This is a genomic window from Stenotrophomonas sp. (assembly GCF_036662295.1).
GTDB lineage: Bacteria > Pseudomonadota > Gammaproteobacteria > Xanthomonadales > Xanthomonadaceae > Stenotrophomonas.
This window is the reverse complement of sequence record NZ_JAVWXA010000066.1, coordinates 1-21880: the sequence shown is the minus strand read 5'-3', so window position 1 is coordinate 21880 and position 21880 is coordinate 1. Positions and strand designations below refer to the sequence as shown.

Sequence of the window (21880 nt, the reverse complement as noted above, 5' to 3'; positions counted from 1 at the left end):
ACTGGTAGCCCTTGCCGGTCCAGGCCACGTCCAGCTTCTGCACGCGGCTGCCGGCGGTGCCTACTTCCCAGGCGATCTTGTCCACGCCGTTCTCGGTCCACAGCCCGGTCTTGAAGCCGTACTGCGCCAGCCCCTTCACCGTCTCCGGCAGCTTTTTGTAGCCGCAGCCATAACCATCGTTGGGCAGGATCCAGCCGCCGGGCATGTCGTGCTCGCGGTACTGCCTGGCCACGCTGTCCACCACGTCCGGGGTGGTGCCGGTGGGGCCGTCGCTCCAGCCCTCGGGCACGCTGCCGGGCTTCTTGATGTTGTCGGCGTCGTTGTAGCAATCGGCGTCGCCGTAGGAGAACGCCCAGCGCGGCAGCAGCCCGGCGCGGCCGGTCAGTGCGGTGTAGCGGTCCAGCAGCGCGGGCAGGCCGGGGCCGACGAAGTAATACGCATCGAAGCGGTCTTCGCGGTGCAGCAGGGTGGCCTGGTCGGGCTGGCGCAGGTCGTAGCTGCCATCGCTCCAGGTATTGCGCAGCACGCCCCAACCGCGCGAACTGAGCAGCACCGGCGCCGGATTGGGGCGGTCGCCCTCCTCCCAGCCGCCGGAGTAGGACACCTCCAGCTCGCGGCCCTTGAACTCGAACCGGCCGTTCTGCTGCCCGCCGCCATAGAAGTGTTCGTCGGCGTGGCTGCTGAGCACCTGCAGGCTCTGCTGCGTGTCCAGGTCCAGCGGCTGCAGTTCGCGCCACAGCGCGACGTCGCCGGCGGCATCGCGGCGGTCCAGGGCCAATCGCAGCGGCTGGCGCTGGATGTGCAGCACCAGGGCATCGGTGCGGATGCGCAGCTCGGTGCCGTCTTCTTCCAACTCCGCCGCCACGGCGGTGGCGGGCTGGGGCAGCACGATCGGGGCGGCCTTGTCGCCGGCGGCGGTGAGCTTGCCGTGGCGCCCGGCCTGCACGCGCAGCACGTCGCTGCGCAGCAGCTCCACGCGCACGGTGGCGCCGGTGTCGGTGCTCAGGGTCCAGCCGGGGCGGCCATCTGCGCCAGCCTCGGCGGTGATGCCGCGCAGGTTGCCCAGCGGCTCGGCCATGGCCGGCGCCGCCGCCAGTGCAGCGAGCAGGGCCACCATCAAGCCAGTATGTCGAAACCGGGATGCCACCTTGCCCCCAAGCCCGCGGTCGGCGGGAATCTGAAACCAGTGCGGCCGACTCTAGGGCAGGCTCTCGAAAGATGTCAATAAATTGCAAAGAAAAAAGAAGGATATTTTCTTTAAAACGAAAGATATGAAAGTGCCGGCTTTCTATATGGCGGCTGAATACGCGCTTTCGTCCGGCGGAAACCGTTGTGCAGTGCGGCATCCGGCACCTGTCGTCGTGCGCACCCCTGCCGCGGATCGTAAAAAATGTGATCGATCCAGCTTTTCTTTATCTTTCGATATTTGACATTTCGAAAGAAAACGAACAAGGTTCGGTCGCCCAACAGGAATTGCGAATGGACGCTTCTGTGCTTACCGATTTGCCCGCGTGGCAGCGCCGCGGCGGCGCCTTCACCGCCGAAGAGATCGCCCAGCAGCCGCGCCTGTGGCGCGCCCTGGCCGAGTGTCTGGACCTGGCCCATGCCGATATCGACGCCTTCCTCGGCCAGGCCCTGCGCCAGCCGGGGCAGCGGGTGATCTTCACCGGTGCCGGCAGCTCGGGCTTCATCGCCGAGATGGTGGCCGACCAGATCAACGCGCAGTGGCCGGCCGAGGTGCGCGCGGTGCACACCACCAGCCTGCTGACCCATCCCGCGCTGTATCTGGAGCGCGACCGCCCTACCCTGCTGGTGTCCTTCGGGCGCAGTGGCTCCAGCCCCGAAAGCGTGGCGGCGGTGGAACTGGTGCGCGCGCAGGTCAGCCAGGCGCGCTTCCTGGACATCACCTGCAATGCCGACGGCGAACTGGCCCGGCGTGGCCAGGGCCGCAGCGACACCCTGTCCCTGCTGATGCCGCCGGCCAGCTGCGATCGCGCCTTTGCCATGACCAGCAGCCTGAGCTGCATGCTGCTGGCGGCGCTGAGCGTGTTCGACGTGGCCGCCTGGCCGCAGCGCCTGGCGCGCCTGCACGCGCTGGCCGACCAGGGCGAACTGGCCCTGGCCGCATGGGACGGTGCGGTGGGCACGCTGGCCCAGGCCGACTACCCGCGCGTGATCTACCTCGGCAGCGGTCCGCTGGAAGCGCTGGCCCGCGAGGCCGCGTTGAAGGTGCTCGAACTCACCGGCGGGCGCGTCCTGGCGCTGGCCAACACGCCGTTGGGGTTCCGCCATGGGCCCAAGTCCACGCTCAACCCGGACACGCTGGTGGTGATGCTGCGCAGCGCGCAGCCGCTGGCGCGCCGCTACGAGCAGGACCTGCTGGACGAACTGCGCGCCGACGGCATCGCCGCCCGGGTGCTGTCGGTGGGGCCGGCGGGCGAGGACGGCGTGGCGGGTGATTTCCTGGCGGCCGCCCCGGCCCTGGCCGATGCGTGGCTGGCCCCGCTGTGGCTGCTGATGCCGCAGCTGTATGCCCTGCAGCGCTCGGCCGCGCTCGGCCTGACCCCGGACAACCCCTTCCCCGACGGCACCGTGAACCGGGTCGTGCAGGGCGTGACCATCCACTCCCATGGCTGAGCAGGGCACCGGCATGCAGCACTGGTATGGCATCGACGTGGGCGGTACCAAGATCGAACTGGTGGCCTATGACCAGGCGCTGGTCGAGTGCCATCGCGAGCGGGTCAACACCCCCGCCCACGACTACGACGCCTTCCTGGACGCGATCAGCGCCCTGGTGCGCGGCGCCGACGCGGTGCTCGGTACGAACGGGCAGCCCATCGGCATCGGCCTGCCCGGCGTGCGCGACCGCAGCAGTGGCCGCCAGCTCAGCGCCAACGTGCCCAGCCTCACCGGCCGCCTGGTCGGCGAGGACCTGCAAGCCCGGTTGCAACGCCCGCTGGCGTTCGGCAACGACCTGCAGTGCTTCGCCCTGAGCGAGGCGCACGGCGGGGCCGGCGCGGGCTATCCCAGCATGTTCGGCGCGATCCTCGGCACCGGGGCTGGCGGCGGTTTCTGCGTGGGCGGGCAACTGGTGGCCGGTGCGAACGGGATTGCCGGCGAGTGGGGCCACTGGAGCATCCCGGCCACGCTGCTGCAGCGCCACCAGCTGCCGGTGCTGCCCTGCGCCTGCGGCCTGCGCGGTTGCCTGGAGCGCTATGTGTCCGGCAACGGCCTGGCCCTGATCCACGAAGGACGCGGCGGCGATGCGCTCGATGCCGGCGCCGTGGTGGCCCTGGCCCATGCCGGCGATGCGATCGCCGGGCAGGCGCTGGCCATCCACCGCGACCTGCTCGGCTACAGCCTGGCCAACCTGATCCTGGCCATCGACCCGCACGTGATCGTGCTCGGCGGTGGGCTGTCCAAGCTGGAGCAGCTGTACCGCGACCTGCCCGCGGCGATCGCGCCGTACCTGTTCCAGGGCGTGCGCGTGCCGCCGATCCTGCCGCCGGCCTTCGGCGATGCCGGTGGCGCGCGTGGCGCGGCGCTGCTCGCGCGCCAGCTTCCCCTTCCCCACTGATCCGCCGCTGTAACGGAGTGCCACCATGTCTGCCATCCAATCGCTGATCGCCGCCCATCGCCAGGGCCAGCCCGTCGGCCTGTACAGCGTGTGCTGCAGCAACGAGCAGGTGCTGCTGGCGGCCATGCAGGTCGCGCGCGACTACGACACCGTGCTGCTGATCGAAGCCACCTCCAACCAGGTGGACCAGTTTGGCGGCTACACCGGCATGACCCCGGCGCAGTACCGCGACTACGTGCTGCGGCTGGCCGACGGCGCCGGTTTCCCGGCCGGACGGCTGGTGCTGGGCGGCGACCACCTCGGTCCCAATGCCTGGCAGAAAGGCCCGGCCGAGGTTGCGATGGGGCATGCGCGCGTGCTGATCGAGGCCTACGTGGCCGCCGGCTTCCACAAGATCCACCTGGACTGCAGCATGGCCTGCGCCGATGACCCCACGCCGCTGCCCGATGCGGTGGTGGCGGCGCGGTCGGCCGAGCTGGCGCGCATCGCCGAGCGCACCGCCGCCGCGCACGGCCTGCCGCCGCCGGTGTATGTGATCGGCACCGAGGTGCCCATTCCCGGTGGCGAGGCGTCGCTGGCCGGTGGCCTGCAGGTGACCACGCCGGCCGCGGCGGCCACCACGCTGGCGATCCACCGCGAGGCCTTCGCCGCCCCGGACCTGCAACCGGCCTGGGAGCGCGTGGTGGCGATGGTGGTGCAGCCCGGCGTGGATTTCGACCACAGCCACGTGCATCACTACGATGCGGCGGCCGCGCGCGCGCTGTCGGCGTTCGTCGAGCAGCAGCCGCGCATCGTGTTCGAGGCGCACTCCACCGACTACCAGACCGAGGCGGGGCTGCACGCGCTGGTGCGCGACCACTTCGCCATCCTCAAGGTCGGCCCGGCCGCCACCTATGCCTTCCGCGAGGCGGTGTTCGCCCTGGCCATGATCGAGGCCGAGCTGCTGCCGGAGGTGCAATGCTCGAACCTGATCGCGGTGCTGGACCGCTGCATGCGCGACAAGCCGGCCAGCTGGCAGGGCTACTACCCCGGCGATGCGCACGAACAGCGCCTGCTGCGCGCCTATGCACTGAGCGACCGCAGCCGCTACTACTGGGGTGAGCCGGCGGTGGTGGCCGCGCTGGACACGCTGGTGGCCAACCTGCGCGCGCACGTGCCGCCGCAGATCCTGCTCAGCCAGTTCCTGCCCAACCAGCAGCGCGCCATCGAGGCCGGCACGCTGGTGGCCGAGCCGCTGGCGCTGATCCGGCACAAGGTGGCCGAGCGCCTGGGCGACTACGCACGGGCCTGCCAACGCAACCGCGCCGGCACCCAAAACGAAACGTCCCGGGCCACGGAGCTTTCGGAACGGTAAGCTTCGGCTTTCCCTTCCGAATGGAATCGCCGCCATGCGCAATACCCGCCAGCGCCGCCAACAGATCCTGCAACGCCTGGTCGACCACGGCAGCGTGCAGGTCAGCGAGCTGGTCCAGCACTTTGCGGTGTCGGCGGTGACCATCCGCGCCGACCTGACCCACATCGAGGCGCAAGGCCTGGCCACGCGCACCCACGGGGGGGCCACGCTGGTGCGCACCCCGCCGCAGGAGCAGGACATCCACGAGAAGGATGCGCTGAACCTGCCGGTGAAGGACGGCATCGGCGCGTACGCGGCCAGCCTGGTCAAGCCGGGCGACAACATCATCATCGACTCCGGCTCCACCACCATGACCCTGGCCCGGCACCTGCGCGGCCATCGCGAGGTCACGGTGATGACCAACGGGCTCAACATCGCCTGGGAGCTGGCCAATGCGCCCGGCGTGGAGCTGCTGCTCACCGGCGGCCTGCTGCGCAAGCAGTCGTTGTCGCTGCAGGGCAGCCAGGCCGAGACCAGCCTCAACACCTACAGCTTCGACACCCTGTTCCTGGGCGTGGATGGGTTGGACCTGCAGTTCGGCCTGACCACCCACCACGAGGCCGAAGCCAGCCTCAACCACCGCATGGTCGAGCGCGCGCGCCGCATCGTGGTGCTCACCGACGCCTCCAAGTTCGGCCGGGTCAGCCTGCACCGCATCGCGCGCCTGGACCAGGTGCATACCGTCATCACCGACGCCAGCATCGACGCCGAGTACATGGACGGCCTGCAGCGGCTGGGCATCGAAGTGATCATCGCGCAGGCCCCGGCGTGACCCCGACCCGCACCCTGCATGGCCGCATCCTCACCCCGCTGGGCTGGCGCCGCGGCCACGTGCATTTCGATACCCACGTGCGCCAGCTGCAGGTGGACGACCACAGCGGCGCCGATGATCCGCAGCTGCCGGTGATCCTGCCCGGCTTCATCGACCTGCACGTGCACGGCGCGGCCGGCGTGGACCTGATGCAGGGCGGCGAGGCGGCCCGCACCATCGCCCGCACCCACGCCCGCTTCGGCACCACCACCCTGCTGGCCACCACCATGACCGCCGGGCTGGATGAAATCGAACACGCGCTGCACGGCGTGGCCGCCACCCTGGCCGCGCCCGATGCCGAGGCGGCCTGCATTGCCGGGGTGCACCTGGAGGGCCCGTTCATCAGCCCGCAGCGGCTGGGCGCGCAGCCCGATCGCACCGTGGAAGCCACGCTGGCGCTGGTGCAGCGGCTGCACGCGCTGGCCCCGATCCGGGTGATGACCCTGGCCCCGGAGATCGGCGCGCACACCGCGCTGATTCCCGCGCTGGTGGCAATGGGCATCCGCGTGCAGCTGGGCCACAGCGCCGGCACCTACGAGGACGGCGTGGCCGCGCTGCAGGCCGGCGCGTCCGGGTTCACCCATCTGTTCAACGGCATGACCGGCGTTGACCACTATCGGCCCGGCATCGCCGCGGCTGCCCTGGCGCATGCGCAGTACGCCGAGATCATCCCGGACCTGCAGCACCTCCATCCCGGCGTGATCCGCCTGGCCGTGCGCGCGATCCCGCGCCTGTACGCGGTGACCGACGCCACCGCCGCCACCGGCATGCCCGACGGCGAGTACGCCCTGGGCGAACAACGCGTGCACAAGTGCGGCGGCTGCGTGCGCCTGGCCAGCGGTTCGCTGGCCGGCAGCGCGCTGAGCATGGACCAGGCGCTGCGCAACCTGGTGCAGGTGGGGCTGGAGCTGGCCGATGCCTCGCGGCGCGTGTCCACCTTCCCCGCGCAGTACCTGGGCCTGGACGATCGCGGCCACATCGCCCCGGCCGCGCGCGCCGACCTGGTGGTGCTCGACGCCGGGCTGCAGCTGCAGCAGGTGTTCGTCGCCGGCCATGCCATCTCGCTGTAGCGCCGCGTCCCCTTCCCCCGAGCGTCACCCCTTTCCCGCCCTGCCAGGAACGCGTAGATGACCACCGCCGCCGCCACTGCCGTTGCCGCCGCCGACGCCCCGCGCTGGCCGATCCGCTACCTGTTGTTCATCGGTGGCATGGGCGGGCTGCTGTACGGCATCGACATCGGCATCATCGCCGGCGCGCTGCCTTACCTGGAGGCCACCGCCACCGCCAGCTGGCACCTCACCAGCCAGCAGCTCGGCTTCGTGGTGGCCGCCGTCCTGCTGGGCAGCGTGCTGTCCTCGCTGTTTGCCGGCATGGTGGCCGACCTCATCGGCCGGCGCGGCGCGATGTTCCTGGCCGGCGTGCTGTTCACCGCCAGCATCCCGGTAATGGCGCTGTCCGAGGGCTATGCCGCCCTGCTGATGGGCCGGCTGCTGCAGGGCGTCAGTGGTGGCCTGATCGGCGTGGTGGTGCCGCTGTACCTGGCCGAGGTACTCAGCCCGGAACGGCGCGGGCGGGGCGCGGCCATGTTCCAGCTGCTGCTCACCATCGGCCTGGTGCTGGCCGCGTTGATCGGCCTGTACCACGCCCATGCGGTGGATGCGGCCACCGAGGCGGTGCGGCAGCTGCCGGCCGCCGAGCAGCAACGGCTGCTGTTCGCGGTCAAGGACCACGCCTGGCGCACCATCTTCTGGAGCTGCCTGCTGCCGGGCCTGGTGTTCACCGGTGGCGTGCTGCTGATCAGCGAATCACCGCGCTGGCTGGTGCGGCGCGGTCGCATCGAGGCGGCTCGCCGTGCGCTGCAACGCACCGTCGCCGCGCACGAGGTGGCCCCCACCCTGCAGCGCATGCAGGCCCCGGGCGAGGCGCACCCGGCCGCCGGCGGCAAGCGCGATCCGCTGCTGAGCCGCCGTTACGTGTGGCCGTTCGTGCTGGCCTGCCTGGTGCTGGCGTTCACCCAGGCCACCGGCATCAATTCGGTGCTGGCCTATGCGGTCAACATCCTCAACCAGGCCGGGCTGCCCGGCGCGGTGGCCAATGGCGCGGACGTGGCGATCAAGCTGCTCAACGCGGTGATGACCGTGGTGGCGCTGGTGCTGGTGGACCGCAAGGGCCGCAAGTTCCTGCTCATGCTGGGCAGTGGCGGGATCACCGTGGCGCTGCTGGCCGCTGCGCTGCTGTTCGTCAAGAGCGAACACGGCCGCCTGGACGTGCAGGCCCCGCTGCAGCAGCAGGTGGCCGACGGCAGGCTGTCGCTGCCACTGGATGCGGCGCAGTGGGCGCGCCTGGACGGCAATGCCGGCAACGCCCCGCAGCAGCTCACCGTGTCCTATGCTTACGGCGGTTTCAGCAACGTGCGCTCGCTGCGCAGCGACAACCCCGTCGATGCCGTGCTGGCGATCGGCCGCGAGGACGCGGTGGCGGCCGACAGCGTGATCGGCACGTTCTTCCGCCGCCTGCACCTCAACCCCTTCCCCGACCCGGCCCAGGCCGCGCAGGCCCCGCTGGTGATCGAGCGCGCCCAGATCGGCCCGGTGCCCTCGCCCACCCATGGCTGGCTGGTGGCCGGCTGCATCCTGCTGTTCGTGGCCTTCTTCGCGGTGGGTCCGGGCGTGTGCGTGTGGCTGGCGCTGTCCGAGCTGATGCCCACCCGCATCCGCTCCAACGGCATGAGCATCGCGCTGCTGATCAACCAGTTCGTCTCCACCGTGATCGCCGCGATCTTCCTGCCCACGGTGGGCCACCACGGCTATGCGAGCATGTTCTTCTTCTGGGCCGGCTGCACGCTGCTGTACTTCCTCATCGCCGCGTTCTGGCTGCCGGAAACCAAGGGCAAGTCACTGGAGCAGATCGAAGCCAATTTCCGCTGAGCCGGCGGGGCGGCCAGGTGCAGGGCGCCGCTCAGGGCATCTGCACCGGCGGTGATGCAGTCAAGGCGGCGAGCGTGTAGATGCCGTCGTAACCGGGCCGGGGCGAACCCGCTGCATAGCGGCCTGGCTGCGGCACCGCGGCCGTGGCAGGGCCGCCGAAGTTGAGCACGCCACACGCCGGCGCACATACCCAGGCACTGCCCTGGGTGGCCTCCACCCGCACGCTGAGCGGTTGCAGGTCGGCCAGCAGGACGCCGGCCGGGACGTTGGCCGGGTTGTTCTGCCCGTCCTTGTGCTGGCTTGCGTGCCGATTGCCCAGCAGCGCGATGACCCGCGCACCCTCGCGCCGCGTTGCGCGCCGGATGTTGGCGGCCATCGCGGCATCGCGGTCTGCAACGCCCGCGCTGTCCACGGCCACCACCTCGATGGCGTGCCCATCGCGGCGCAGGCGACGCAGGCGTTCGATCAACGCGGCCATGGCCACGCTGGAGCGACCGTCCTGCATGCGGCGGCTCCAGAAGCGGCCCGCCAGCAACGCGCCGCGGTCGCTGGCTGTGCCGGCCGAGGCCAGGTACGCATCGACCCGCGTCTGCTCGGCCGCGTCCATCTCAAGCGCCACCGTCACCGGGGTGGTGTCCGCGGCGGCAGCGCAGGCCAGCGCCCCGACCAGGGCCGGGGTCTCCACGGTGCCGTGCACTTCACCCACCAGGACCAGCGCACGCATCGGCATGCCCGCCGGCCAGGTGCAGTCCGCCTGCGCAGCGGCCAGGCCGGGCCATGCCAGGCCCAGCAGCATCGTCAACACCGTCATCCATTCGCGGCTCATCGTGTGTCGGCGCCTGCCCGGTTGGGGTATCGCCCGCGTCCCGGCGCTCAGGGTTGCTTGCCGGTGATCTCGGTGAACACGCGGCTGGCCTCGTTCTGGTCGCCCAGCCCGGCCACCTGCATCGCCTTGCCGAACGGACCGCGGATGGTGGCCACCGAGAGCACCTTGTCACCCACGCTGACGGCCACGCGCCGGCCCACGCGCGCTTCGGTGGCCGCCTGGATGCGCGGGGCGGCCGCATCGGTCATGGTCAGGTTCAACACCGGCTCCTGCCCTTGCCCGGTCTGGGCCAGGGCGACCGAGGCGATGTCGGCGGTGGAGATCAGGGCCGGCTCCAGCACCGCCAGCGGCTGGCCGTCGGTGCCCTTGAGCACGGTGGCCGTGGCGCTGCCCTGCTCGTCCACCTCGCGCATGAGGATGCGCGCCTGGGGGAGCGGCGCGGCCGTGACGTCCGGATCGAACAGCTGTTTTGCCGGCTGGCATCCCATCACACCGGCCGTGCTGGCCAACAACAGTGCTGCAAGAACATACCTGCGCATACGCCCTCCTCCATGTTGGGGTTGGCGCCGGGCAGCGCCCGGCACCGATCGGCGCAGGCAGCAGAGGCGGAGCGCCCCACGGCCTGCAGCACTGCCTACATGCGGCTGCCGATCCGGATCCACAAGGGGGCACGGCAGCGCTGGCACGCGGCCGTGCCGCCCGGGCAAGCCGATGCGCCTCAGCCGCGTGCGGTGGCGACCTCCGCCAGCAGCCGGCGTTCGGCCTCGGCGCTGAAGCGGTAGCCACCTTCCACCGGCACGATGGCCCCCTCGGCCACGCGTGCGTTCCACCAGTCCTCGACGAAACCGGGCGCGAAGCCGCCGGTCTTGAAGCCGAACGGCTCAACGACCAGGTCGAAGGGCAGCATCAGCTCGTAGCACGGCGTGGCGTAATCGTTCTGTTTGGCGGGCAGTTTCACGAAGTGCGTGAACGACTGCGCGGTGGTGAGCTGTGAGTACAGCCAGAACATCAGGTCGTACATGCGATGCGAGTCGGCATCGGCATGCAGCGCGAAAAAGCCCTTGGCCTCTGTGATGCGTCGCGCCAGTGCACGCAGCACGCGCTCGCCATCGGGCAGCAGGTCGGCGGCATGCCCCAGCGCACGCTGCACGATCGGCGAGAGCGTGCCGCGGTCGACGGTGACCAGGTCGATCTCGAGCGTTTCGGCGGCGTCGTCGAACGCTTCCTCATCCACCAGCCCGGCGATGAAGGTGGCGAAGTCCGGCGCCACCACGGTGATCCGGTAGTCGTCCTCCTGGTCCACGTGCACCACCTGCGGCTCGCCCTGGGGACCGCACTGGCGGTAGTCGAGCATGATCACGTCATGGCCGGCGCTGGGGCAGTCGGCGAAGACCAGGCCGATGTCCGGGTAGCCCCACTCTTCCTGCATGAAACGCGATCCGAATTCGCCGCCCAGCGAGTACGGCTTCTGCCGCCCCAGCGCATACAGGCCGCAGACCTGGATGTGGTCCTCGGCCCAGCTGGTGGCCTCGTCCATCGGGTGGCAGCAGCGCTGCAGCAGGCCACCGTTGTGGCGCTGTGCGAGGGCGATGTAGGCCGGCGGGATGCGGTAGCCCAGCGCGGTCTCCAGCTCGGCGATCAGCGCCTCGCTGGGCGGCGGCTCGCGGTAGTTCTGCTGAGAGTAATCGCCGTCATCCCAGAACCCCTCGAAGTCGAACGTGGCAAACGGATCCATCGGCACTGCCCTTGCGTGAGTCGATGCGCAGTATAGGACCCACCCTCACGGCACCCGCGCGCACACCCATACCGCGACATCCACCAGGCCGGCGCGCTGCAGCGCATGCACGGCTGCATCGAGGGTGGCGCCGGTGGTCATCACATCATCGACCACGGTCAGTCGCGCCGGCGGTGGTGCGGTGACGTCGAACGCATCGCGCAGGTTGCAGCGCCGGGCCTCGGCATCCAGGCGGGATTGCGCGTCGGTCAGGCGGTCGCGGTACAGGCCATGCCACACCGGCTGCCGCAGCGCGCGCGCCAGCGGCCGGGTCAGCTCCAATGCCTGGTCGTAGCCGCGCGAGCGCAGGCGCTGGCGGTGCAGCGGCACCGGTGCCAGCGGGCCGGTGACGAAGGCCGGCACCTGCTGCAGCATCAGCTGGGACAGCAACCGCCCGGCGGCCAGGTCCTGATGGAATTTGAAACGGACCAGCAGCTGGTCCACCGGCGCGGCGTAGCGGAACACCGCCGCAGCGGCGGCCGCACGCGGCGGCTCGTGCTGGCACAGGCCGCAATGCGGCGACGCCTCGCCCTCCGGCAGCGGCAAGGCGCACAGCCGGCAGGCCGTGCCATTCCAGGGCAGCGCGGCGTGGCAGGCCGCGCACAGGTCCAGCCCGTTGCTGCCGGGTGCCTGGCAGACCAGGCAGCGCAATGGCAGGGCCTGGTGGCTCCAGCGTGTCAGCGCCGCCGCTATCGCATCGAACACGCCTGCACGCCTGAAGCCACGGGTCTACAGCCTGGGCGCCGCGCCGTCGTGCGTCTGTCGGGGCATGCCGCAGCCGCCGGTCATCCTGCCACCCGGCATCCGAGCACGGCCTTCAATCGGCGTCCTGGTAGCCGCCCAGCTGGCCGCACTGCGTGCAGCGGAACAGGTACGCGGTGGGCGAGCGGTCCTTGCGCAGCGCGCCAAGGAAATGGTCCCACGCCGGGCCGTCGTCCAGCCCGGTGCTGTCCTGGATCGCCGCGATGGCCTGCGCGCCGGCGGCGCTGAGTTCGGCGTGCCCGGCGCGGCCGAGGAACTGCGCGGCATCGCCGCAGTGCGTCCACCACTGTTCCTGCTGCCAGCCGTTGAAGCCGGGAGTGCGACGGCTTACTTCGTCGATGACAGCCGGCGGCACGGCATCCCATTCCCCGCCGCCGCCGATGCCGTCCTCGTCGGTGAAGGTGGCGTCCAGCCGCGCGCTGGCCGAGCCGTCGGCGATGCACCAGGGGCAGATCTCCGCGTCGTACTCCTCTTCGGCATACACCGGGCCGGTGTAGACATAGCCGCGCGCCTGATGGCAGCTGACGCAGACCGTGGTGGCGGCAATCACGCTGCCGGTGGCCAGCGGGTCGGGGTGGTAGGTGAAACGGGGCAGGGTCATGCGGATGCCTTCTGATGCGTGGGCGGAGACTGTAGTGGGTTTGGGCGGGATGCAGGCGGTCGGGTTGGCGGGGTTGCCGGCCAGCGGCCGGCACTACCCGGGCGGCGCGGCGGTGGGAACCTGCGGTCGGCATTTTCCGCCCCTCTGTAAACCTTTAGTAATTCAGATTGGTTGACAGGCGCATGGAGGGGCGACCACACTTCCGCCCCGTTCCTGCCCGCCAAGGCCCAGCCCATGCCAAGCGACCTCCGCCACGACTGGCGCCACGACGAGCTGCTGGCGCTGTTCGTGCTGCCCCTACCCGAGCTGCTGTTCCGCGCGGCCAGCGTGCACCGCGCGAATTTCGACCCGGCCCAGGTGCAGGTGTCCACCCTGCTCTCGGTCAAGACCGGCGGCTGCCCGGAGGACTGCGCCTACTGCCCCCAGGCCCAGCGCTATGCCACCGGGGTGGACGCGCAGAAGCTGATGGCCACCGAGGACGTGGTGGCCCGCGCCCGCCAGGCCAAGGCGGCCGGCGCGTCGCGGTTCTGCATGGGCGCGGCCTGGCGCTCGCCCAAGCCGCGCGACATCCCCAAGGTGGCGGCGATGATCGCCGAGGTGAAGGCGCTGGGCCTGGAGACCTGCGCCACCCTGGGCATGCTCAGCGGCGAGCAGGCCGTGGCCCTGCGCGAGGCCGGGCTGGACTACTACAACCACAACCTGGACACCGCGCCGGACTACTACGACTCGGTCATCCACACCCGCCAGTACCAGGACCGCCTGGACACGCTGGCCCACGTGCGCGACGCCGGGCTGAAGACCTGCTGCGGCGGCATCGTGGGCATGGGCGAAAGCCGCGCGCAGCGGGTGGGCCTGCTGCTGGCGCTGGCCACCCTGCCCGCCCACCCCGACTCGGTGCCGATCAACCGGCTGGTCCAGGTCGCCGGCACGCCGTTGCACGGCACCGCGGCGCTGGACCCGTTCGAGTTCGTGCGCATGATCGCGGTGGCCCGCATCGCCATGCCGCGCTCGATGGTGCGGCTGTCGGCCGGGCGCGAGGCGATGAGCGATGAGCTGCAGGCGCTGTGCTTCCTGGCCGGGGCCAACTCCATCTTCTACGGCGAAAAGCTGCTCACCACCGGCAACCCGGACACCGCACGCGACCAGGCCCTGTTCAAGCGGCTCGGCCTGCAGCCGATGGCGGTGGCCGTGGAGGCCGACGGGCATGACCGGGCCGGCACCGTGCACGCGGCCATCACCGGCCCGGCCGACGGATGTGCTGGACGGTGCGGACAAGCCGCCTGACGGTAAGGCGCCGCGCCCGCCAACCGGGTACGCTTACCGCCCATCCATGCCAGCGAACGACCATGGCCCGCCCCGACCTGCACGACCGCATCCAGGCCCAGCGCAAGCTCCGCGACGCGCAGGGGCGCGTGCGCGTGCGGCGCACGGTGACCCGTCGCGACGGCGTGCGGCTGGAGATCGGCGGCCAGTGGCTCACCGGCTTCTGCAGCAACGACTACCTGGGCCTGTCCCAGCAATTCGGCGTGGTCAGCGCGCTGCAGGACGCGGCCGCGCGCGAAGGTGCCGGCGCCACCGCCTCGCACCTGATCTGCGGCCACCATGCCCTGCATGAGGCGCTGGAACAGGAAATGGCCGACTGGCTCGGCTACCCGCGCGCGCTGCTGTTCGGCAGCGGCTTTGCCGCCAACCTGGCCGTGCAGCAGGCGCTGCTCAGCGAAGAAGACGATGTGTGCGTGCAGGACCGGCTCAACCACGCCAGCCTGCTGGATGCCACGCGGCTGGCCGGTTGCCGGCTGCGCCGGTACCCGCACCTGGATACCGAAGGCGCGCTGCGCCAGTTGAAGCATGCCCCCGAGGGCGCGGCGATGCTGGCCACCGATGGCGTGTTCAGCATGGATGGCGATATCGCCCCGCTGCGCTCGTTGTCGCTGGTGGCCCGCATGCAGGAAGCGCTGCTGTACGTGGACGACGCACACGGCGTGGGCGTGGTCGGCGAGCATGGGCGCGGCTGCGTGGCCGATGCCGGGCTGGGCGTGGCCGACGTGCCGCTGCAGCTGGCCACGCTGGGCAAGGCGCTGGGCGGCACCGGTGCGGTGGTGCTGGGCGATGAGGCCCTGATCCAGCACCTGGCCGAAACCGCGCGGCCCTACATCTACACCACGGCGGTCTCGCCGGCCCAGGCGGCCGCATCGCTGGCCGCGGTGAAACTGGCCCGGCGCGACGATTGGCGCCGCGAAAAACTGGGCGAACTGGTCGCAGTGTTCCGTGCCGGCGCGCGCCAGCACGGGCTGGAACTGATGCCCTCGGACACGCCGATCCAGCCGCTGCTGTGCGGCGCCGAATCCACGGTGATGGCGCTGTCGGCCGCGCTGGAAGCCGCCGGCTACCTGGTCAGCGCGATCCGTCCGCCGACCGTGCCCGAAGGCAAGGCCCGGCTGCGCGTGACCTTGTCGGCCCTGCACACCCCGGCCCAGGTGCGCGCGCTGACCGATGCGATCGGCCATGCGCGCGACACCGTGCTGCGCCAGCAGTCGCTGGATGCGCTGAGCGCGTGAGCCTGCATATCGAGGTGGTCGGCCAGGGGCCGGCGCTGGTGCTCATCCATGGGTGGGCGCTGCATGGCGGGGTGTTCGCGCCGCTGGTCGCGCGCCTGTCGGCGCAGTACACGCTGCACCTGGTGGACTTGCCCGGGCATGGCCACAGCCGCGACGACGCCACCCCGCTGCGCCTGCCGCATGTGGTCAACGCCATCGCCGCGGCCACGCCGCCGGCGGTCTGGTGCGGCTGGTCGCTGGGCGGCCTGTTTGCCCTGCATGCCGCCGCCACCCTGCCGCAGGTGCGTGCGCTGGCGATGATCGCCGCCACCCCGCGCTTCGTGCGCGCCGACGACTGGCCGCATGCGGTCGAGCCGGCGGTGTTCGCGCAGTTCGGCCAGGACCTGGCCGCCGACTACCGTGGCACGCTGGAGCGTTTCCTGGCCCTGGATGCCATGGGCTCCGAACACGCCCGCCAGGAACTGCGGCAGCTGCGCGAGATGCTGGTCGCGCGCGGCGAACCGGCGCCCCGTGCATTGCAGGAAGGCCTGCGCCTGCTGGAGAACACCGACCTGCGCGGTGCCCTGCCGGGGCTGGGCAAACCCAGCCTGTGGCTGGCCGGGCAGCGTGACCGGCTGGTGGCCGCCACTGGCATGCAGGCCGCCGCCGCGCTGGCGCCGGGGGCCCACGCCCACGTGGTCGCCCATGGCGGGCATGCGCCGTTCCTGGGCCATGCCGACGAAGTGGCCACGCAGCTGCAACACTTCGTTGCCGGCCTTCGTTGACCCCACCGGCACGCGCATCGCCGATCATGTACGCCCGTCTTTCATCGCAGGATTGAGCCATGGATCTTGGAATCGCCGGCCGCTGGGCATTGGTCTGCGCCGCCAGCAAGGGCCTGGGCCTGGGCTGCGCACGGGCGCTGGCGCGCGAGGGTGTGAACGTGGTGGTGGCCGCGCGTGGTGAAGCCGCGCTGGACAGCGCCGTGCGGGAACTGCAGGCGCTGCCCGGTGCGCGCACGGTGGTGGGCGTGGTGGCCGACATCACCACCGAGGCCGGGCGCAACGCCGCGCTGGCGGCCTGCCCGCAGGTGGACATCCTGGTCAACAACGCCGGCGGCCCACCGGTGGGCGACTTCCGCCAGTTCAGCCGCGAGGACTGGATCGCCGCGCTGGACGCCAACATGCTGGCCCCGATCGCCCTCATCCGCGCCACCGTGGACGGCATGATCGAGCGCGGCTTCGGCCGCGTGGTCAACATCACCTCGTCCTCGGTGAAGGCGCCGATCGACATCCTCGGCCTGTCCAATGGCGCGCGCTCGGGGCTCACCGGCTTCGTGGCCGGGCTGGCGCGCAAGACCGTGGCGCACAACGTCACCCTCAACAACCTGCTGCCCGGGCAGTTCGACACCGACCGCCTGCGCGGCAATTTCGCCTACCTGGCCCAGCAGCAGGGCATCGACGCCGGCCAGGTCGCCGAACGCAAGCGCACCCACATCCCGGCCGGGCGCTTTGGCACCGCCGAGGAGTTCGGCGCGGCGTGCGCGTTCCTGTGCAGTGCGCAGGCCGGCTACATCACCGGGCAGAACCTGCTCATCGACGGCGGCGCCTACCCCGGCACGTTCTGACCTTCGCATCCTTGTTTTTCGCAGTGAGCCTTCCATGACGTCCAGCTTCGATCCCCGCCATGTCCGCCGCGCGTTCTCGCGCGCCGCCGCCAGCTACGATGCCGCCGCCGCGCTGCAGCGCGAAGTGGGCAAGCGCCTGCTGGAATCGCTGGACTACCTGGAAGAACGGCAGCCGCAGGTCGTGCTGGACGTAGGCAGCGGCACCGGCCATGCCAGTGCCGCGATGAAGAAGCGCTGGCCCAAGGCCCAGGTGATCGCGCTCGACCTGGCCGAGCCGATGCTGCGCGAGGCGCGCAGGCAGGCCGGCTGGTGGAAGCCGTTCGCGCGGGTGTGCGGCGATGCGCGGGCGCTGCCGGTGCTGGACCAGAGCGTGGATGTGATCTACAGCAACCTGTGCCTGCAATGGGTGGACGACCTGCCGGCGGTGTTTGCCGGCTTCCGCCGCGCGCTCAAGCCCGATGGCCTGCTGCTGTGTTCCACCTTCGGCCCGGACACCCTGGTCGAGCTGCGCGAGGCCTTCGCCGAGGCCGATGCGGTGCCGCACGTCAGCCGCTTCGCGCCGATCGCCCAGTTCGGCGATGCGCTGATGATGGCCGGCTTCCGCGACCCGGTGCTGGACCGCGACCTGTTCACCCTCACCTATGACGACCTCACCGCGCTGATGCGCGAACTGCAGGCCATCGGCGCCACCAACGCCCGCCACGACCGCCGCCATACCCTCACCGGGCGCAGCCGCTTCGCCGCCGCGCGCGCCGCTTACGAGCCGCTGCGGCGCGAGGACGGCAAGCTGCCCAGCAGCTGGGAAGTGATCTATGCCCACGCCTGGGCCCCGGCCGCCGGCGCCCCGATCCGCGAGCACGGCCACGACGTGGCCAGCGTGCCGGTCTCGGCCATCCCGATCCGCCGCCGCACGCCCTGACCGGCGCGGCGCCGCGCCGCGCGGCAGGCCGACACCGCCCCGCGCGCTCCCGTCAATTCGACGGCGGGAACAGGTCGCGGTGGAAGAAGTAGATTTCCTGCACCAAAAATTTCCAGCTGGTGTGGAAGCTGCGGAAGCGCGTGCTCGGCGTGGACGAAGCCAGCGCATCGATGCCCAGCTCGCGCGCCAGGCGCAGCGCGCGCGCCATGTGCAGCGGATCGCTGACGATGATCACCCGGTGCAGCTTGCGCTGCTCCATCAGGCGCCGCGCCTCGATCAGGTTCTGGCGGGTCGTGCGCGAGGCCGTCTCGATCAGGATCGCCTGGTCGGGGATGCCCTGCTTGAGCGCATAGCGGCGCGCCACCTGCGATTCGGAGAAGCGCGCGCCCGTGCCACCGTAGCCGCCGGTGAAGATCAGCAGCGGCGCATAGCCCCGCTCGTACAGGTCCAGGCCATGCCGGATCCGCTCTTCGAACACCGGCGACGGCTTGGCGTCGTAGGCGGCCGCGCCCAGCACGATGATCGCATCGGCCTGCGCGGCCTGGTCACGCTCGCCCACCCACACGATCCAGGCGGTCACGCCCAGCAGCCAGGTCGCCAGCACGATGCACAACCGCCACAGCCAGCCCAGCAGGCCCACCCGCGCGCGCCGGCTCATGCGGTCACCCACGGCAGCGCGTCCAGGTCGACGTTGCCACCGGACAGCACCACGCCCACCCGCTGCCCGGCAAAGCGCGCCGGCTCGGACAGGATCGCGGCCAGCGCGATCGCCGACGACGGTTCCACCACCTGCTTGAGCACCTGCCACAGCAGGCGCATGGCGGCCACCGTCTGCGCATCGGCCACCGTGACCACCTCGGCCCGGCCCAGCAGCAGCGCGAAATTGGGCGCGCCCAGGGTGGTGCGCAGGCCATCGCACAGGGTGTCCGGGGTGAAGTCGATGCGGCGCTCGCCGGCAGCCAGCGAACGCGCGGTGTCGGCCGCGCCCGCCGGTTCGGCCAGCACCAGCCGTGCCTGCGGGGCCGCCGCCTGCAACGCCAGCGCGGTCCCCGCCGCCAGGCCACCGCCGCCCACCGGCACCACCAGCACGTCCAGCGGCCCGTGCGCATGCAGCAACTCCAGCGCGGCCGTGCCCTGCCCGGCGATCACCTGCCGGTCGGCATAGGGATGCACCAGGCGCGCACCGGTCTGCGCCTGCACCTGCGCGCACATGGCCTCGCGGGCCTGGATGCTGGGGGCGCAGCGCCACACCGTGGCGCCATGCCGCACGATATTGGCCAGCTTGGTCGGCACCGCGCCGTCGGGCACCACCACGTTGCAGGGGATGCCCCGGGTGCGCGCGGCCAACGCCAGCGCCGCGCCGTGGTTGCCCGAGGAATGGGTCACCACCCCGCACGCCGCCGCTTCCGCGTCCAGCGCCCACACCGCATTGCACGCGCCGCGGAACTTGAACGCACCGCCGCGTTGCAGGTGCTCGGCCTTGAACGCCAGGGCCGCGCCCGCCAGCCCGTCCAGCGCCTGCGAGTGCAGCACCGGGGTCACGCTGGCATGTGGGGCGATGCGTGCGGCGGCCGCCAGGAGGTCGTCGACACAGGGCAAGGGTGAATCGCTCATGACGCAAGATTAACGTATGGCCACGGTGTGCAACGCCCCGTCCGGGCGTGACACCATGGCAATCATTCATCGGGTCGGGGCCGAGTTAAGGGCCGATTCAATGCGCCGGGCTGAAGCTGGCCCCATACCCTCGGGGGGACCCCATCATGAAAATGCGCCTGATCTTCGCCAGTGGCCTGCTGTTGGCCCTGTCCGGTTGCGCCACCTACGACTATGTCGGCGGCGGCGGTGGCAGCGGCTACTACCACGGCGCGCCGTCGGTCGAGTACCGCTACCCCTACGGCTATCCGTATGGCTACGGCAACGGTTACGGCTATGGCAGCGGCTATTACGGTGGCGGCTACTACGGCGGCGGCTACGGCTACCCCGTCTACCGCCCGTACCCCAACTATCGCCCGCCGCACAACCACCGCCCGCCGCCGCGCCCCGGCAACGGCGGCAACCCGCCGGTACGCCCGGACCGCCCGCGCCCGCCCAACAACGGCGGCTCGCCGTGGCGCAACATGGACTCGGTCGGCCGCCCGCCGCAGCAGCAGCGCCCCTCGCCGCCGCCCCAGGCACGTCCCAGCCAGGCCCCCCGCCCGGCCCAGCGCTCCAACGGGTCGCCGTGGCGAAACATGAACAACTTGAACCGGCGCACAGTTGAGCCCTGAAGCATCTTGATTTTCACCACCCACCCGGTTCAATCTAGGGGGGTGGTGACGGCTTCGGTCGCAAAGTGACAAAAGCGACGCAGCACGTCACATCCAGCTCTATGTCGATATCCGCCGGGAAACTCTGGATCCCCCCTGTTCCGGCCCTGACGGATGTCGGCACCTACAAAGCAGAAGGCCCCGCCATGGCGGGGCCTTCTGTTTTTTCAGACAGCGCCGGAGAAGCGGCACAGGCCTGCAAAGGGGATGAGCGGGAATCGCTCTTCGTTGCGCACCGGCCAACTGTCCAAGGGCGGGTACGGGTGGGGGTGCGGGACCGTTTTGCGCCATGGATGGCGCAAAAAGAGCCCCCATGGATGGGTTCACGGCGTGTCCCGCACCCCCGCCCGTACCCGCCCAGGCCAGCCAAGCCGTGCACTCGCGCGCTTCAGCACCAGCCCACCCGGCAGCTACAAAAAAAACAGGGCCGACAGTCCCCCGACTGTCGGCCCTTCTGCTTCCCCTGGATGCGCATGGACCGGCCCCTGTTCCAATTCCGGTCCGTAGCGCCAATGGCACCTGCCATCCTGGGTGCTATTGGGTTATCTGCAGAAAACGTGCCAACTTGAGGGTCAATCTCGGCGATCGGCCCGATTGGCGCTAAAATCACCACCCGCGGCCTCCTTCCAGCGCCGATCCCGGGCCCCGTGCGCCCCGAGCCCCAAGCAAATGACCGACTCCTTCTACCGTTACGACGTCATCGTCATCGGCGGCGGCCACGCCGGCACCGAAGCCGCCCTCGCCGCCGCCCGCAGCGGCGCGCGCACCCTGCTGCTCACCCACAACGTCGAAACCATCGGCGCCATGAGCTGCAACCCGGCCATCGGCGGTATCGGCAAGGGCCACCTGGTCAAGGAAATCGACGCCCTCGGCGGGGCCATGGCCCATGCCGCCGACCGCGCCGGCATCCAGTGGCGCACCCTCAATGCGTCCAAGGGCCCGGCCGTGCGCGCCACCCGCTGCCAGGCCGACCGCAACCTCTACCGCATGGCGATCCGCCAGATCGTCGAAGCCCAGCCCAACCTCACCGTCTTCCAGGCCGCCGTCGACGACCTGCTCATCGACGGCGACACCGTGCGCGGCGCCGTCACCCAGACCGGTCTCCGCTTCCATGCCCCCGCCGTCGTCCTCACCGCCGGCACCTTCCTGGCCGGCAAGATCCATGTCGGCCAGACCCAGTATGCCGCCGGCCGCATGGGCGACCCGCCCGCCACCACCCTGGCCGCCCGCCTGCGCGAGCGCCCGTTCATCATCGACCGCCTCAAGACCGGCACCCCGCCGCGCATCGACGGCCGCTCGCTGGACTACAGCCTCATGGAAGAACAGCCCGGCGACGCACCGCGCCCGGTCATGTCCTTCCTCGGCAGCGTGGACGAACACCCCGCCCAGGTCAGCTGCTGGATCACCCACACCCACGAGCGCACCCACGACATCATCCGCAGTGCGCTGCACCGCTCGCCGCTGTACAGCGGCCAGATCGAAGGCATCGGCCCGCGCTACTGCCCCTCCATCGAGGACAAGGTGGTGCGCTTTGCCGAGAAGGCCAGCCACCAGATCTTCGTCGAGCCCGAAGGCCTGGACGTGGTGGAGATCTACCCCAACGGCATCTCCACCTCACTGCCCTTCGACGTGCAGCTGGCGCTGGTGCGCAGCATCACCGGCTTCGAGAACGCGCACATCACCCGGCCCGGGTATGCCATCGAATACGACTTCTTCGACCCGCGTGGGCTGGACAACACCCTGCAGACCAAGAGCGTGGCCGGGCTGTTCTTCGCCGGCCAGATCAACGGCACCACCGGCTACGAGGAAGCGGCCGCGCA

At 70.8% G+C, this 21880-nt stretch carries 20 protein-coding genes and 1 pseudogene; 13 read left to right on the top strand and 8 right to left on the bottom strand.

Going from position 1 to position 21880, the window contains the following annotated elements; translation table 11 throughout:
• A pseudogene (locus RSA25_RS13220) lies at nucleotides 1–1147 on the bottom strand (glycosyl hydrolase); the annotation flags it as partial.
• Nucleotides 1148–1479: 332 nt separating this feature from the next.
• Here RSA25_RS13220 and RSA25_RS13215 point away from each other — a divergent pair.
• Genes RSA25_RS13215 through RSA25_RS13190 form a run of 6 tightly spaced genes read left to right on the top strand, consistent with a single transcriptional unit; the run spans nucleotide 1480 to nucleotide 8708 of the window.
• Nucleotides 1480–2637, top strand: a complete 1158-nt coding sequence (locus RSA25_RS13215) for an SIS domain-containing protein (protein ID WP_332809326.1) — start codon at nucleotides 1480–1482, stop codon at nucleotides 2635–2637.
• Entirely contained in the window at nucleotides 2630–3577 is a 948-nt protein-coding gene (locus RSA25_RS13210) for an ROK family protein (RefSeq protein WP_332809325.1), read from the top strand. The genes RSA25_RS13215 and RSA25_RS13210 overlap by 8 nt, the downstream gene beginning before the upstream one ends.
• Before the next feature lie 25 nt (nucleotides 3578–3602).
• Entirely contained in the window at nucleotides 3603–4931 is a 1329-nt protein-coding gene (locus RSA25_RS13205; RefSeq protein ID WP_332809324.1) for a D-tagatose-bisphosphate aldolase, class II, non-catalytic subunit, read from the top strand.
• 34 nt (nucleotides 4932–4965) lie between these two features.
• Nucleotides 4966–5742 (top strand): DeoR family transcriptional regulator, encoded by a 777-nt coding sequence (locus RSA25_RS13200; protein ID WP_332809323.1) that lies wholly within the window; start codon nucleotides 4966–4968, stop codon nucleotides 5740–5742.
• Nucleotides 5739–6851, top strand: coding sequence for an N-acetylglucosamine-6-phosphate deacetylase (gene nagA / locus RSA25_RS13195; RefSeq protein WP_332809322.1), 1113 nt, complete (start codon nucleotides 5739–5741; stop codon nucleotides 6849–6851). Before RSA25_RS13200 ends, nagA begins: the two co-directional genes overlap by 4 nt.
• 57 nt (nucleotides 6852–6908) lie before the next feature.
• Nucleotides 6909–8708, top strand: a complete 1800-nt coding sequence (locus RSA25_RS13190) for an MFS transporter (RefSeq protein ID WP_332809321.1) — start codon at nucleotides 6909–6911, stop codon at nucleotides 8706–8708.
• Nucleotides 8709–8739: 31 nt separating this feature from the next.
• Here the strand turns inward: RSA25_RS13190 and RSA25_RS13185 are convergent, their stop codons facing one another.
• The 5 genes from RSA25_RS13185 to RSA25_RS13165 form a co-directional block, all read right to left on the bottom strand.
• Nucleotides 8740–9534, bottom strand: a complete 795-nt coding sequence (locus RSA25_RS13185; RefSeq protein ID WP_332809320.1) for a hypothetical protein — start codon at nucleotides 9532–9534, stop codon at nucleotides 8740–8742.
• 47 nt (nucleotides 9535–9581) lie between these two features.
• Nucleotides 9582–10073, bottom strand: coding sequence for a hypothetical protein (locus RSA25_RS13180; protein WP_332809319.1), 492 nt, complete (start codon nucleotides 10071–10073; stop codon nucleotides 9582–9584).
• Nucleotides 10074–10252: 179 nt separating this feature from the next.
• Nucleotides 10253–11269 (bottom strand): SMI1/KNR4 family protein, encoded by a 1017-nt coding sequence (locus RSA25_RS13175; protein WP_332809318.1) that lies wholly within the window; start codon nucleotides 11267–11269, stop codon nucleotides 10253–10255.
• Nucleotides 11270–11314: 45 nt separating this feature from the next.
• Complete coding sequence (locus RSA25_RS13170; protein WP_332809317.1) at nucleotides 11315–12013, bottom strand: ComF family protein; 699 nt, start codon at nucleotides 12011–12013, stop codon at nucleotides 11315–11317.
• A 112-nt stretch (nucleotides 12014–12125) separates the two neighbouring features.
• Nucleotides 12126–12671, bottom strand: a complete 546-nt coding sequence (locus RSA25_RS13165) for a CbrC family protein (protein WP_332809316.1) — start codon at nucleotides 12669–12671, stop codon at nucleotides 12126–12128.
• Between the two features lie 234 nt (nucleotides 12672–12905).
• On the opposite strand from RSA25_RS13165, the gene bioB reads away from it, so the two are divergent.
• The 5 genes from bioB (at nucleotide 12906) to bioC (ending at nucleotide 17754) form a co-directional block, all read left to right on the top strand.
• A complete protein-coding gene (gene bioB, locus RSA25_RS13160) occupies nucleotides 12906–13955 on the top strand; it encodes a biotin synthase BioB (RefSeq protein WP_332809315.1) in 1050 nt (349 codons plus the stop codon).
• Between the two features lie 62 nt (nucleotides 13956–14017).
• Nucleotides 14018–15229 carry an 8-amino-7-oxononanoate synthase gene (gene bioF, locus RSA25_RS13155; protein ID WP_332809314.1) on the top strand — a complete coding sequence of 404 codons (1212 nt, stop codon included), beginning with the start codon at nucleotides 14018–14020 and terminating at the stop codon, nucleotides 15227–15229.
• Nucleotides 15230–15231: 2 nt separating this feature from the next.
• Nucleotides 15232–15993: a pimeloyl-ACP methyl ester esterase BioH gene (gene bioH, locus RSA25_RS13150; RefSeq protein ID WP_332809327.1), complete on the top strand. Its 762-nt coding sequence runs from the start codon at nucleotides 15232–15234 to the stop codon at nucleotides 15991–15993.
• Between the two features lie 59 nt (nucleotides 15994–16052).
• Nucleotides 16053–16835 (top strand): SDR family oxidoreductase, encoded by a 783-nt coding sequence (locus RSA25_RS13145; RefSeq protein ID WP_332809313.1) that lies wholly within the window; start codon nucleotides 16053–16055, stop codon nucleotides 16833–16835.
• A 34-nt stretch (nucleotides 16836–16869) separates the two neighbouring features.
• Complete coding sequence (gene bioC, locus RSA25_RS13140; RefSeq protein WP_332809312.1) at nucleotides 16870–17754, top strand: malonyl-ACP O-methyltransferase BioC; 885 nt, start codon at nucleotides 16870–16872, stop codon at nucleotides 17752–17754.
• A 52-nt stretch (nucleotides 17755–17806) separates the two neighbouring features.
• On the opposite strand, the gene RSA25_RS13135 is transcribed toward bioC, so the two are convergent.
• Nucleotides 17807–18424: a YdcF family protein gene (locus RSA25_RS13135; RefSeq protein WP_332809311.1), complete on the bottom strand. Its 618-nt coding sequence runs from the start codon at nucleotides 18422–18424 to the stop codon at nucleotides 17807–17809.
• Nucleotides 18409–19368 (bottom strand): pyridoxal-phosphate dependent enzyme, encoded by a 960-nt coding sequence (locus RSA25_RS13130; protein ID WP_332809310.1) that lies wholly within the window; start codon nucleotides 19366–19368, stop codon nucleotides 18409–18411. The genes RSA25_RS13135 and RSA25_RS13130 overlap by 16 nt, the downstream gene beginning before the upstream one ends.
• Before the next feature lie 146 nt (nucleotides 19369–19514).
• Here RSA25_RS13130 and RSA25_RS13125 point away from each other — a divergent pair, with 146 nt between their 5' ends.
• Complete coding sequence (locus RSA25_RS13125) at nucleotides 19515–20021, top strand: hypothetical protein (RefSeq protein ID WP_332809309.1); 507 nt, start codon at nucleotides 19515–19517, stop codon at nucleotides 20019–20021.
• A 708-nt stretch (nucleotides 20022–20729) separates the two neighbouring features.
• The coding region (mnmG, locus tag RSA25_RS13120; RefSeq protein WP_332809308.1) for a tRNA uridine-5-carboxymethylaminomethyl(34) synthesis enzyme MnmG at nucleotides 20730–21880 on the top strand (1151 nt) is incomplete at its 3' end.